This window comes from Streptomyces sp. NBC_00440 (assembly GCF_036014215.1).
Classification (GTDB): Bacteria; Actinomycetota; Actinomycetes; order Streptomycetales; family Streptomycetaceae; genus Streptomyces.
Map to the genome: position 1 here is coordinate 6,137,159 of NZ_CP107921.1, position 13,746 is coordinate 6,150,904.

General features: G+C 72.2%; 8 protein-coding genes. 7 read left to right on the top strand and 1 reads right to left on the bottom strand.

The features are described 5' to 3' along the window. Positions 1–163 precede the first annotated feature (163 nt). Entirely contained in the window at positions 164–1,495 is a 1,332-nt protein-coding gene (gene gabT, locus OHB13_RS27665; RefSeq protein ID WP_266852453.1) for a 4-aminobutyrate--2-oxoglutarate transaminase, read from the bottom strand. Between the two features lie 222 nt (positions 1,496–1,717). On the opposite strand from gabT, the gene OHB13_RS27670 reads away from it, so the two are divergent. The 7 genes from OHB13_RS27670 (at position 1,718) to OHB13_RS27700 (ending at position 13,697) form a co-directional block, all read left to right on the top strand. Then, a complete protein-coding gene (locus OHB13_RS27670; protein WP_328378841.1) occupies positions 1,718–4,096 on the top strand; it encodes an ATP/GTP-binding protein in 2,379 nt (792 codons plus the stop codon). Positions 4,097–4,199: 103 nt separating this feature from the next. Further along, positions 4,200–5,786: a PucR family transcriptional regulator gene (locus tag OHB13_RS27675; RefSeq protein ID WP_328378842.1), complete on the top strand. Its 1,587-nt coding sequence runs from the start codon at positions 4,200–4,202 to the stop codon at positions 5,784–5,786. Positions 5,787–6,043: 257 nt separating this feature from the next. Next, positions 6,044–7,489: an aldehyde dehydrogenase family protein gene (locus OHB13_RS27680; RefSeq protein ID WP_266852447.1), complete on the top strand. Its 1,446-nt coding sequence runs from the start codon at positions 6,044–6,046 to the stop codon at positions 7,487–7,489. Positions 7,490–7,727: 238 nt separating this feature from the next. Further along, a complete protein-coding gene (locus tag OHB13_RS27685) occupies positions 7,728–9,665 on the top strand; it encodes an acyl-CoA dehydrogenase family protein (protein ID WP_328378843.1) in 1,938 nt (645 codons plus the stop codon). Between the two features lie 102 nt (positions 9,666–9,767). Next, positions 9,768–11,030, top strand: a complete 1,263-nt coding sequence (gene aroA, locus OHB13_RS27690; RefSeq protein ID WP_328378844.1) for a 3-phosphoshikimate 1-carboxyvinyltransferase — start codon at positions 9,768–9,770, stop codon at positions 11,028–11,030. A gap of 106 nt (positions 11,031–11,136) precedes the next feature. Beyond that, positions 11,137–12,396, top strand: coding sequence for a 1-deoxy-D-xylulose-5-phosphate reductoisomerase (gene dxr, locus OHB13_RS27695; RefSeq protein ID WP_266852441.1), 1,260 nt, complete (start codon positions 11,137–11,139; stop codon positions 12,394–12,396). Continuing rightward, complete coding sequence (locus OHB13_RS27700; RefSeq protein ID WP_328378845.1) at positions 12,393–13,697, top strand: M50 family metallopeptidase; 1,305 nt, start codon at positions 12,393–12,395, stop codon at positions 13,695–13,697. Before dxr ends, OHB13_RS27700 begins: the two co-directional genes overlap by 4 nt. Positions 13,698–13,746: the final 49 nt, after the last annotated feature.

Consider the following 13,746-nt stretch of genomic DNA (forward strand, 5'->3'; position numbering starts at 1 on the left):
GCTGGGGAGGCCCTTGCCTGGGATCGCTCACAGTCATCCGTGAGCGAGGTGTTTCTCTCATCTGTCAGAACCGTACGGCAGGGAAAAGGGGGCCGACAGCTGGAATCGCATCCCGCCATCGCCCCCCCACACGTTCTTCACATGCCCCGACCGTTACTGGAGGTCACACGCCCGCGAAGGCCTGCTCCAGCAGGTCCAGGCCCTCGTTCAGCAGGTCCTCGCCGATGACCAGCGGGGGCAGGAAACGCAGCACGTTGCCGTAGGTGCCGCAGGTCAGGACCAGCAGACCCACCGCGTGGCAAGCCTTGGCCAGAGCGGCGGTCGCCTCCGGGTTGGGGTCCTTCGTGCCCGACTTGACCAGCTCGACCGCGATCATCGCGCCACGGCCCCGGATGTCGCCGACGATGTCGTACTTCTCCTGGACGGCCGTCAGCCGTGCCTTCATGATCTCCTCGATGCGCCGGGCCTTCGCGTTGAGGTCCAGCTCCTTCATCGTCTCGATCGAGCCGAGCGCGCCGGCGCAGGCGACCGGGTTGCCGCCGTATGTACCGCCGAGACCGCCGGAGTGCGCGGCGTCCATGATCTCGGCGCGGCCGGTCACCGCGGAGAGCGGCAGACCGCCCGCGATGCCCTTGGCGGTGGTGATCAGGTCGGGGACGATGCCCTCGTCCTCACACGCGAACCACTGGCCGGTGCGGCAGAAGCCGGACTGGATCTCGTCCGCCACGAAGACGATGCCGTTGTCCTTGGCGAACTGCGCGACGGCGGGCAGGAAGCCCTTGGCGGGCTCAATGAAGCCGCCCTCGCCGAGGACCGGCTCGATGATGATCGCGGCGACGTTGTCCGCGCCGATCTGCTTGTTGATCATGTCGATGGCCTGGGCGGAGGCCTCGGCACCGGCGTTCTCCGGGCCGCTCGGCCAGCGGTAGCCGTACGCCACGGGCACCCGGTAGACCTCGGGCGCGAACGGGCCGAAGCCGTTCTTGTACGGCATGTTCTTCGAGGTCAGCGCCATCGTGAGGTTGGTGCGGCCGTGGTAGCCGTGGTCGAAGACCACGACGGCCTGGCGCTTGGTGTACGCACGGGCGATCTTCACGGCGTTCTCGACGGCCTCGGCGCCGGAGTTGAAGAGCGCCGACTTCTTGGCGTGGTCGCCCGGCGTCAGCTCGGCGAGCGCCTCACAGACCTCGACGTACCCCTCGTACGGGGTCACCATGAAACAGCTGTGGGTGAACTCGGCGAGCTGCGCGGACGCCCGGCGCACGACGGCCTCGGCGGACGCGCCCACGGAGGTCACGGCGATGCCGGAACCGAAGTCGATGAGTCGGTTGCCGTCGACGTCCTCGATGATGCCGCCGCCCGCGCGGGTCGTGAAGACCGGCAGCACGGAGCCGACACCCGCGGCGACCGTCGCATTGCGACGGGCCTGCAGCTCCTGCGACTTCGGGCCGGGGATGGCGGTGACGACGCGGCGCTCCTGCGGAACAGCGGTCATGGGGGACTCCTGTGGGACGAAATCGGACGCTTCCTCTCAAGCAGGCTAGGGGTGCGTCCCGGAGGGCGGCATGCTCCGTTCGGTAGTGGTCCGGGTGTGTCGTTGTCCGCGACGGACATAGCAGCGTGATGACACCCGGTAGCGGGCACGTGGCACTAGATTGAGGCGCGATACCGAGGCGCACCGCACAGGGCAGACCTGGCTGGTCAGGGGGCAGGGGTCATGGACACCGAAGGTACGTACGACGCACGCGGCACCCGGGGGGCCGGTCCCGTGCCGCGCCCTGCCGGGCCGCCGGCCGTCCCGCCACCGCCCAGCTACGCACCTGCGACAGGACCGGTGCTCACCGACTGGCTGGCGGCCCCGCGCCACCGGGAAGGGCCGGGCGTCTGGGCGTACGGCCATGTCGAGCGCCCCCCGGAGTCCCAGCACGTACCCGGCCGCACGCTGCTCAGCGGGGCGGTCATCTCGCTGCTCGCCTGCATCCTGGTCTGGTCGCTCTGGAACAACGGCTACATCCCCTACTGGCGCGTCCCGCTGGAACTGTTCACACCGGGGGACTGGTGGAGCCGCCAGCGGATGGGCGAACCGGCTCCGCAGGGCGCCGAGAACGCGCTGAGGGTCTACCGCTTTCTGATCGCGTGTGTGCTCCTCTACGGCTTCGGTCGGCTCGGGAACTGGCACGGGGCCTTCGAGCGCGCCGTCGAGGGTCGCGGCCCGCGTGCCCGTGCGACGGCCGCCGCCGCCCTCGCCCTCCTCGTCTGCATTCTCGTCTGGACGGACACTCTGCCCGGGCTCACCATGATCGTCTGGCTGCTCCCGCAGTCCTGGCTGGCCGGTGGCGGCGACCGCTTCGCGGCGGCCGCCATGCAGTACACGCTGTACGGACTGATCACCCTGGCCGTCGTCTGGCCGTTCGCCCGGCTCGGCCGCTGGCGCACCCTGCTGCGCCCGGGACAGCTGCCGCAGCAGCGCACACCGCAGGAGCACGCGCCGGCGGACACCGGTCGGACAGCGGCCCAGGACCCCTCGGCCCCCGCGCTCGCCGACTGGCCCGAGCTGCGCGCCCAGGGGCTGACCGAACTCGCCGACCGGCTCTCCGACGAGGTGCGCTCCGGGCGGATGAACGACGTCGACTACACCCGGGTCCGGCGCGCCTGGCGCTCCGTCCAGGCGGACCCGGGCCGGCTCGGGTCCTTCACCGAAGCGGTGCGCCGGAGCGGCGCCGCCGCGTGCGTGCACCCCTCGGGCGCCCGCGACCTGCCGGTGCGCGCGGCGCGGCACGACCTGTTCGTGCGCCAGGTCAGGCTCGGCACGGTCGACCCCGGCGAGCGCAACCCGTACGCCAGGCGCGGCAGCGGTCTCGCGCTCGAACCGGAACTGCTCGGCACCTCGCTGCTGGCCGTCGGCCCGCCCGGCGCGGGCAAGACCTGCGACCTGGTGCGGCCCGTGGTGGAGTCCCTCGCCCTCCAGGCACTCGCGGGCCAGGCCGCCGTCATCGCGGTGGCGGCGGCGGGCACCCAGCTCGGTCCCGACGACGCGTACGACGTCGTGGTCAAACCCGGCGACCCCTCGTCCGTCCATGACTTCGACCTCTACGGCGGTGCGACCGACCCCGACGAGGCCGCCGCCGTACTCGCCGAGGCGTTCACCGGCGACCTCCCCGAGGTCGACAGCCGGCGCGCGGCCACCGCGCTCGCCCAGCTGCTCGGCCCCTACCTGGCGGCCCACGGCCGCTTCCCGTCGGTGCCCGACCTGCGGGAACTCCTCGACGGGGTGCCGGCCGCGCTGGCCACCCTGCGCGAGGCGCTCGACGCGGGCGGCCACTTCGGCCTGCAGCGCGAACTCGACGCCCGCGCACGGCAGTCCGGGGCGCCGGGCGACCCGGGCCCGGCGCTCGCCGACCGTGTCGCCTCCCTCGACCGGCCGGCCTTCGCGGGGTTCTTCGACACCTCGGGTACGTCGAGGCCCTTCTCGCTGCGCTCGCTCGAACACCCCGTACGGGTCCGGATCGACCTCCCGGAACGGGCGCACGCGGAGGCGTCCCGGGTCCTCGCCCGGCTCGTCCTCGCCCAGTTCACCGCGAGCGCGGCGGCCCGCGCCGACCGCTCGCTCTTCGCCTGCCTCGTCCTCGACGACGCCACCCGCACCGTCACGGCGGACTCGGTCCGCTCCATCCAGCGGCTGCGCTCCGCGCACGCCGGAGCCGTCCTCGCCCTGCGCAGCCTGAGCGACGTCCCGGACGACCTGCACACCGCGCTGCTCGGCGCGGTCGGCTGCCGGATGGCGTTCTCCGGGGTGACCACCTGGGAGGGCAGGTCCTTCGCCGAGGCCTGGGGCACCGAATGGGTGGAGACCAGGGACGTCACTCAGCGCACGGTCTTCGCCGACCAGCCGCTGACCCGGGCGATCCACTCCTTCCGCAAACTCGTCACAGGAAAGGCGGTGACGACGGACGCGGTCACCGTACGGAGGGTCGAACGGGAGCGCTGGTCGGCCTCCGACCTGGCCCATTCGGTGCCCGCGGGCCACGCGGTGCTCTCGCTGAGGACGGTGCGCGGCGAGCACGCGCCGCCCCTTCTGGTGGATCTGCGGGGCTGATCCGGCGCGGGGACCCGTACGCCCTGGCAGAATTGGTGTAGCCGTTCATACGGGGCGGCGTAGTTCTCACTCATTCTTCAGCCGAAGGTCCTACGGTCCCCCCATGCCGCCCACCCTTGCCTCGCTCGTCCACCACTCCACGCTCAAGCTCACCGTGCGTGCGGGGGAGGGCCATCTGGAGACGCCGGTGCGCTGGGCCCACGTCAGCGAATTGGCCGACCCCGTCCCGTACATGGAGGGCGGCGAGCTCCTCCTCATCACCGCGATGACGCTGGACACCGGGGACCAGGAGGCGATGCGGCGGTACGTGCGGCGGCTCGCCAAGGCCGGAGTCGTCGGGCTCGGGTTCGCCGTCGGCGTCCACTACGAGGACATCCCGCCCATGCTGGTCGCCGCTGCCGAGGAGGAGGGCCTGCCGCTCCTGGAGGTGCCCCGGCGCACGCCGTTCCTGGCCATCAGCAAGGCGGTGTCGGCCGCCATCGCCGCCGACCAGTACCGCTCGGTCACCGCGGGTTTCGAGGCCCAGCGCGAGCTGACCCGGGCCGCGCTGAGCGGCGACGGCCCCGGTGACCTGCTGGTGCGGCTCGCGTCGCACGTCAACGGCTGGGCCGCCCTGTACGACGCGGCCGGCACCGTCGTGGCCGTCGCCCCCGAGTGGGCCGCCCGCCGCGCCGCACGGCTCACATCGGACGTCGCCAGGCTCGGCGAGCGCCCGGCGCCCGCGAGCGCCGTCGTCGGCGGTTCCGACGACCGCGTGGAACTCCAGTCCCTCGGCACCGGCCGCCGCCCGCACGGCGCGCTGGCCGTCGGCACGGGCGCCCCGCTGGGCACCGCCGAGCGGTACGCGGTGCACTCGGCCATCGCCCTGCTCACCCTGACCACCGAACGCTCCCGGTCCCTGCGGGCGGCCGAGGACCGGCTGGGCGCGGCCGTGCTGCGGATGCTGCTCGCGGGGGAGCCCGACCACGCGCGCACGGTCGCGGGGGACCTCTACAACGGTCTGCTCGACGCCCCGTACCGGCTGCTCATCGCCGAGGGCACGTCCGGCGCGCTCCAGGAACTGGCCGAGTCGCTGGAGGCCGGTGCCTCCCGCGCGGGCGAGATGGTGCTCGTCGTGCCCGAGGGTGAGCGTCTCGTCGTGCTCGCCACCGACGGCGGGGCCGCGGTCACGGCCTGCACGGCCTACGCCCAGCGGATCGAAGCCGGCCAGGCCCAGGCGGAGGCCCTGCACCCCGCGGGCGCCGCGGGCTCCGCGGCCGACGACGACCAGGTCGTCATCGGGCAGTCCGCCCCGGCCGGCACGATCGCCGCCGCCTCCGCGTACCGCCAGGCCGAACAGGCGCTCTCGGTCGCCCGCCGGCGTGGCCGGGTCCTGGTCGAACACGAGGAACTGGCCACCGGATCCGTGGTGCCGCTGCTCGCCGACGACGCGGTACGGGCCTTCGCCGACGGGATGCTGCGCCCGCTGCACGAGCACGACGCGACCGGCCGCGGCGACCTCGTGGCGTCCCTGCGCGCCTGGCTCGCGCACCACGGCCAGTGGGACGCGGCCGCCGCGGACCTGGGGGTGCACCGGCACACGCTGCGGTACCGGATGCGGCGGGTGGAGGAGATCCTGGGGCGGTCGCTGGACGATCCGGACGTACGGATGGAGCTCTGGCTGGCGCTGAAGGCCACGAGCATGCCCTGAGACGGGCGGCCGGGCGGCGCACGGGCTTGCCGGACGGGCGGCTGGACCGGCGCCCGGAGCGCGCGCTGTTTGCGGTACGGGGGCGGCTCCCGGAGCGCGCCCTGTCGTGCGCCGGGGCGCCGCCCGGAACGCGCCGCTCAGCGTCAGACATTCCGGCACACCGGAGGCCGGCACTACTCCACGCCGGACAAACACAGCGCCGCCCCCGCACCCCTACCGTGGGGACACCAACCAACACCACGGAAGGGCCGGAACACATGACCTCCACCCACGCCTTCTGGCTCGCCGGCCGCCAGGCCACCGGCGATGACACCTTCGATGTCACCTCCCCCTGGGACGGCCGGCACGTCGGTACGGTCGCCGTCCCGACCGACGCCCAGGTCGAGGAGGCCGTCGCCGCCGCGCACGCCGTCCGGGACGAGTTCGCCGCGACGCCCGCCCACGTCCGCGCCGCCGCCCTGGACCACGTCTCCCGCCGTCTGGTCGAGCGCACGGAGGAGATCGCGCAGCTGATCACCGCCGAGAACGGCAAGCCCATCAAGTGGGCCCGCGGCGAAGTCGGCCGCGCCGTATCGGTGTTCCGGTTCGCCGCCGAGGAGGCCCGCCGCTACAACGGCGGCGAGGCGCAGCGCCTCGACACCGACGCGGGCGGCGCCGGCCGCCTCGCGCTGACGCGCCGCTTCCCGCGCGGCGCGGTCCTGGGTGTCGCGCCGTTCAACTTCCCGCTGAACCTCTGCGCCCACAAGATCGCCCCCGCCATCGCGGTCGGCGCGCCGATCATCCTCAAGCCCGCCCCGGCGACCCCGCTCTCGGGTCTCATCCTCGGCGAGCTGCTGGCCGAGACCGAGCTGCCCGCGGGCTCCTGGTCGGTCCTGCCGGTCGCCAACGACAAGATGCCCGCCCTCGTCCAGGACGAGCGGCTCCCGGTCATCTCCTTCACCGGCTCCGACAAGGTCGGCTTCGCGATCATGGACTCGGTCCCGCGCAAGCACATCACCCTGGAGCTCGGCGGGAACGGCGCTGCCGTGGTCCTCGCCGACTACGCGTCCGAGAAGGACCTCGACTGGGCCGCCGCGCGCATCGCGACCTTCTCGAACTACCAGGGCGGCCAGTCCTGCATCTCGGTCCAGCGTGTGATCGCCGACGCCTCGGTGTACGACCGGCTCGTCCCGAAGATCGTCGACGCCGTCGCCCAGCAGGCCACCGGCGACCCCGCCGACGCGGCCACCGACGTCGGCCCGCTGGTCAGCGAGGACGCGGCCAGGCGGGTCGAGTCCTGGGTCGACGAGGCGGTACAGGCGGGCGCCAAGCTGCTCGCGGGCGGCTCCAGGGACGGCGCCAGCTATGCGCCGACCGTGCTCGCCGACGTCCCCGCGGACACCACGGTCGCCTGCGAGGAGATCTTCGGCCCGGTCCTGACGCTCACCAGGGTCGAGGGCGAGGCGGAGGCGTTCGCCGCCGTCAACGACTCGAAGTACGGCCTGCAGGCGGGCGTGTTCACGCACGACGTGCAGACGGCGTTCCGCGCCCACAGCGCTCTGGAGGTCGGCGGTGTGATCGTCGGTGACGTGCCCTCGTACCGCGCGGACCAGATGCCGTACGGCGGCGCCAAGCAGTCCGGCGTCGGCCGTGAGGGCGTGCGCTTCGCGATGGAGGACTACACCTACGAGCGGGTCATGGTCTTCACGGGCCTCGCCCTCTGAACGGGCCTCGCCCTCTGAACCGGGCGGACTGATCCGGATCGGCCCACGGAGCTGATCCGGACCGGCGGAACCGATCCGACCCGATCGGACGCACTCGCCCCCGGCCGGCCACCCCTCACGCACGCGAGGGGTGGCCGTGGTGCGGGTAATGGGGTACACACGGAGAGTAGCGACGACTAGCACCGCCTCGTTGCGGGCAGGTGTGTCCACCCGACATCCGCGGTGAGGAGTACCCCTCATGACCGCACCACTCGACAAGCCCAGGGTCACCGAGCGCGAGGCGCGCCAGGTCGCCGAGGCCGCCCGTGAACAGGACTGGCGGAAACCGAGCTTCGCCAAGGAGCTGTTCCTCGGCCGCTTCCGGCTCGATCTGATCCATCCGCATCCCCTGCCCGACGCCGAGGACGCCCGGCGCGGCGAGGCCTTCCTCGCGAAGCTGCGCGCCTTCTGCGAGACCGGGATCGACGGCGCGCTGATCGAGCGCGAGGCCCGGATCCCCGACGAGACGGTCAACGGGCTCAAGGAACTCGGCGCGCTCGGCATGAAGATCGACACCAGGTACGGCGGCCTCGGCCTCACCCAGGTGTACTACAACAGGGCGCTCTCGCTTGTCGGTTCGGCCAGCCCGGCCGTCGGCGCGCTGCTCTCGGCCCACCAGTCGATCGGGGTCCCGCAGCCGCTGAAGCAGTTCGGCACCCAGGAGCAGAAGGACACCTTCCTGCCCCGGCTGGCCCGCACCGACATCTCGGCCTTCCTGCTCACCGAGCCGGACGTCGGCTCCGACCCTGCCCGGCTGGCCACATCGGCGGTCCGGGAGGGTGACTCGTACGTCCTCGACGGCGTGAAGCTCTGGACGACCAACGGCGTCGTCGCGGACCTGCTCGTCGTGATGGCGCGGGTGCCCAGGACGGCGGAGAGCAAGGGCGGCATCACCGCCTTCATCGTCGAGGCCGACTCGCCGGGCATCACCGTCGAGAACCGCAACGCCTTCATGGGGCTGCGCGGCCTGGAGAACGGCGTCACCCGCTTCCACCAGGTCCGCGTCCCGGCGGCGAATCGGATCGGACCCGAGGGCGCCGGCCTCAAGATCGCCCTCACCACCCTCAACACCGGTCGGCTCTCGCTGCCCGCGATGTGTGTCGGCGCCGGCAAGTGGTGTCTGAAAATCGCCCGCGAGTGGTCGTGCGAGCGGGAGCAGTGGGGCAGGCCCGTCGGCCGTCACGAAGCCGTCGGCGCCAAGATCTCCTTCATCGCCGCGACCACCTTCGCGCTCGAAGCGGTCGTGGACCTCTCTTCCCAGATGGCCGACGAGGACCGCAACGACATCCGGATCGAGGCGGCGCTCGCCAAGCTGTACGGGTCCGAGATGGGCTGGCTGATCGCCGACGAACTCGTCCAGATCCGCGGCGGCCGCGGCTTCGAGACGGCCGACTCCCTGGCGGCCCGCGGCGAACGGCCGGTGCCCGCCGAGCAGATGCTCAGGGACATGCGCATCAACCGGATCTTCGAGGGCTCGACGGAGATCATGCACCTGCTGATCGCCCGGGAGGCCGTCGACGCCCATCTCTCCGTCGCCGGTGGTCTGATCGACCCCGACACCACCCTGCAGGACAAGGCGAAGGCGGGGGCGCAGGCCACCGCGTTCTACGCCCGCTGGCTGCCGAAGCTCGTCGCCGGCCCCGGACAACTGCCCGGCAGCTACGCGGCGTTCCATCCGTACGGGCACCCTGACCTCTCCGCCCAGCTGCGGTACGTCGAGCGCTCCGCCCGGAAGCTGGCCCGCTCGACCTTCTACGCCATGTCGCGCTGGCAGGGGAAGATGGAGACGAAGCAGGGATTCCTGGGCCGCATCGTCGACATCGGCGCCGAGCTCTTCGCGATGAGCGCCGCGTGCGTACGCGCCGAACTGCTGCGCTCGTCGGACGACCACGGCCGGGAGGCGTACCAACTGGCCGACGCCTTCTGTCAGCAGGCCCGTATCCGCGTCGACGAGCTCTTCGGCCGGCTCTGGGCGAACACCGACGAACTGGACCGCAAGGTCGTGTCCGGTGTCCTCTCCGGGACGTACACCTGGCTGGAACAGGGCATCGTCGACGCCTCGGGCGAAGGGCCCTGGATCGCCGACGCGGCCCCGGGACCCTCCACCGCGGACAACGTCCACCGCCGCATCCGCTGAACCGGGCGGCACACCGCGCCCGTGAGGGGCGCCGGGGCGGTCCACGGCCGGATCGTGGACCGCCCCCACCCCGGTCACGTGCGCACGGCAGAATGTCCGCACGTGACCGTGACCCAGATCCCCGGCTCCAAGTCCGTGACCGCCCGCGCCCTGTTCCTGGCCGCCGCGGCCGACGGCACCACCACGCTCCTGCGCCCCCTCGTCTCCGACGACACCGAGGGGTTCGCCGAGGGCCTGACCCGGCTCGGATACGCGGTGGAGCGCGGTCCGGACGCCTGGCGCGTCGAGGGCCGCCCGGCCGGGCCCGGAGCCGCCGACGCCGATGTCTACTGCCGGGACGGCGCCACCACGGCCCGCTTCCTGCCCGCCCTCGCCGCCGCCGGCCGGGGGCACATATCCGGCCCTTCGGGCGCAGGGGGAGGCACGTACCGCTTCGACGCGTCGGAACAGATGCGCCGCCGCCCGCTCGCCCCGCTCACCCGCGCACTCCAGGAGCTGGGCGTCGACCTCCGCCACGACGGGGCGGAGGGCCACCACCCGCTGCGGATCGTGGCCCGCGGCATCGAAGGCGGCGAACTGACCCTGGACGCGGGCCAGTCGTCGCAGTACCTCACCGCGCTGCTGATGCTCGGCCCGCTCACCCGGACGGGGCTGCGCATCACCGTCACGGACCTCGTCTCCGCCCCGTACATCGACATCACGCTCGCGATGATGCGTGACTTCGGCGTCACGGTGGCCCGGGAGGGAAACGTGTTCACGGTGCCGGCCGGCGGCTACCGCGCCACCGAGTACGCCATCGAGCCCGACGCCTCCACAGCCAGCTATTTCTTCGCCGCGGCCGCCGTCACCGGACACACGGTGACCGTGCCCGGCCTCGGCGCGGGCGCGCTCCAGGGCGATCTGCGCTTCGTCGAGGTGCTCGGCCGGATGGGCGCCGACGTCCGTACGACCGCGAGCGGCACCACGGTCACCGGGCCCGGCACGCTCGGCGGGCTCACCGTGAACATGCGTGACATCTCCGACACCATGCCGACCCTGGCCGCGATCGCCCCCTACGCGTCCGGGCCGGTCCGGATCGAGGACGTCGGCAACACCCGGGTGAAGGAGTGCGACCGGCTGGAGGCGTGCGCGGAGAACCTCCGCGCGCTCGGCATCGAGGCCGCCACCGGACCCGACTGGATCGAGATCCGGCCGGGCACGCCGCGGCCCGCCCGGATCCGTACGCACGGCGACCACCGCATCGTGATGTCGTTCGCGGTCACCGGCCTGCGCACGCCCGGCATCACCTTCGACGACCCCGGCTGTGTACGGAAGACCTTCCCCGGCTTCCACGAGGCCTTCGCGGAGCTGCGGCGCTCCTGGTGAAGCGCCCGCGCCGCGGCGGAGGGGTACCGACGGCCCGACCGCCCGGACAACTCCCGCGCGCCGGAACCGGGGCTCACTGTCCTGACGCCCGCCTTATGCGGCAACAATGGGGGGCATGAGCGACAGCCCTGCCATCCTCGCCGACCCGCACATCGTCTTCGACCCCGTCGAAGGACGCCGGGACATCGTCGTCCTCGGCTCGACCGGGTCCATCGGCACCCAGGCCATCGACCTGGTGCTGCGCAACCCCGACCGCTTCCGGGTGACGGCGCTCTCCGCCGCCGGCGGGCGGGTCGCCCTGCTCGCCGAGCAGGCGCGCCGGCTCGGTGTCCGTACCGTCGCTGTCGCCCGTGCGGACGCCGTGCCCGCGCTGCGTGAGGCGCTGGGCGCGCAGTACGGCACGGAGCCGCTCCCGGAGATCCTGGCGGGGCCCGAGGCCGCGAGCGAACTCGCCGCGTCCGACTGCCACACCGTGCTCAACGGCATCACCGGCTCGATCGGCCTCGCGCCCACCCTCGCGGCCCTGACCGCGGGCCGCACGCTCGCCCTCGCCAACAAGGAGTCGCTGATCGTCGGCGGCCCGCTGGTGAAGGCGCTGGCGAAGCCCGGCCAGATCATCCCGGTCGACTCCGAGCACGCCGCGCTCTTCCAGGCGCTGGCGTCCGGCAAGCGCGCCGATGTGCGCAAGCTGATCGTCACCGCGTCCGGCGGACCCTTCCGGGGCCGGACCAGGGCCGAACTGGCGGACGTCACACCCGACGCGGCGCTGGCCCACCCGACCTGGGCCATGGGGCCCGTCATCACGGTGAACTCGGCGACCCTGGTCAACAAGGGCCTTGAGGTCATCGAGGCGCATCTGCTGTACGACGTCCCGTTCGACCGCATCGAGGTCGTCGTGCACCCCCAGTCGTACGTCCACTCCATGGTCGAGTTCACCGACGGCTCGACGCTCGCGCAGGCCACACCGCCCGACATGAGCGGCCCGATCGCCGTCGGCATCGGGTGGCCGCAGCGGATCCCGGACGCCGCTCCCGCCTTCGACTGGACGAAGGCGTCCAGCTGGGAGTTCTTCCCGCTGGACACCGAGGCCTTCCCGTCCGTCGGACTTGCCCGGCATGTCGGAGCCCTGGGCGGCACGGCCCCCGCGGTCTTCAACGCGGCGAACGAGGAGTGCGTCGACGCCTTCCTGGCCGGAAAGCTGCCCTTCAACGGGATTATGGATACGGTCACGGCAGTCGTGGCCGAGCATGGCGAGCCCCGTACGGGAACTTCTCTGACGGTCGCGGACGTCCTGCAAGCGGAGACCTGGGCACGCGCCCGGGCCCGTGAACTCGCCCAGAAGGCCACAGCGGAGGCTCGCGCATGACCACGATCGTGTTGACGGTCATCGGGATCGTCATCTTTGTCTTCGGGCTGCTCTTCTCCATCGCCTGGCACGAGCTGGGCCACCTCTCGACGGCGAAGCTCTTCGGTATCCGCGTCCCGCAGTACATGGTCGGATTCGGCCCGACCATCTGGTCGCGGAAGAAGGGCGACACGGAGTACGGCTTCAAGGCGATCCCGGCCGGCGGCTACATCCGCATGATCGGCATGTTCCCGCCGGGACCCGACGGCAGGATCGAGTCCCGGTCCACCTCCCCCTGGCGCTCCATGGTCGAGGACGCGCGGTCCGCGGCCTTCGAGGAGCTGGAGGAGGGCGACGAGGAGCGGCTGTTCTACACCCGCAAGCCGTGGAAGCGCGTGATCGTGATGTTCGCGGGCCCCTTCATGAATCTGATCCTCGCGGTCGTGATCTTCATGGGCGTCGCGATGTCCTTCGGCTTCGAGACGCAGACCACGCAGGTGGCCGGCGTGCAGAAGTGCGTCATCTCGCAGAGCGAGAAGCGCCAGACCTGCGAGAAGGGCGACCCGGTCTCGCCCGCCAGGGCGGCGGGCCTGAAGGAGGGCGACAAGATCGTCGCCTTCGACGGTGCGAAGGTCTCCACCTGGGCCCAGCTGTCCGACCACATCCGCGACACCATCGGCCCGGCCACCATCACCGTCGTACGCGACGGCAAGCAGCAGACACTGCACGCCAAGCTCGCCAAGAACATGGTGGCCCGCAAGGACTCGAACGGGGACGTCGTCCCCGACAAGTACGTACCGGCCGGCTACCTCGGCTTCGCCGCGCAGACCGAGATCAAGCCGCTGTCCTTCGGCGCGTCGGTGGGCCGGATGGGCGACATGGTGGGCAACGGCGTCGACTCGATCGTCGCCCTGCCGTCCAAGATCCCGGACCTCTGGAACGCCGCCTTCGACGGGGGTCAGCGCAAGGCCGACTCGCCGGTCGGCGTGGTCGGCGCGGCCCGGATCGGCGGCGAGGTCATGACGCTGCACGTGCCCGCGCAGAACCAGCTGGCGATGATGCTGTTCCTGCTGGCCGGCTTCAACCTCTCGCTCTTCCTCTTCAACATGCTGCCGCTGCTGCCGCTGGACGGCGGGCACATCGCGGGGGCCCTGTGGGAGGCACTGCGGCGCAATCTGGCCAAGGTCTTCAAGCGGCCCGACCCGGGCCCGTTCGATGTCGCGAAGCTGATGCCCGTCGCGTACGTCGTCGCCGGGGTCTTCGTCTGCTTCACGCTGCTCGTGCTGGTGGCCGACATCGTCAACCCGGTCAAAATCACCTGAGAACAGCCGGAAAACAGCGGCCGCGCACCCTTGGTGTGCGGCCGCTCAC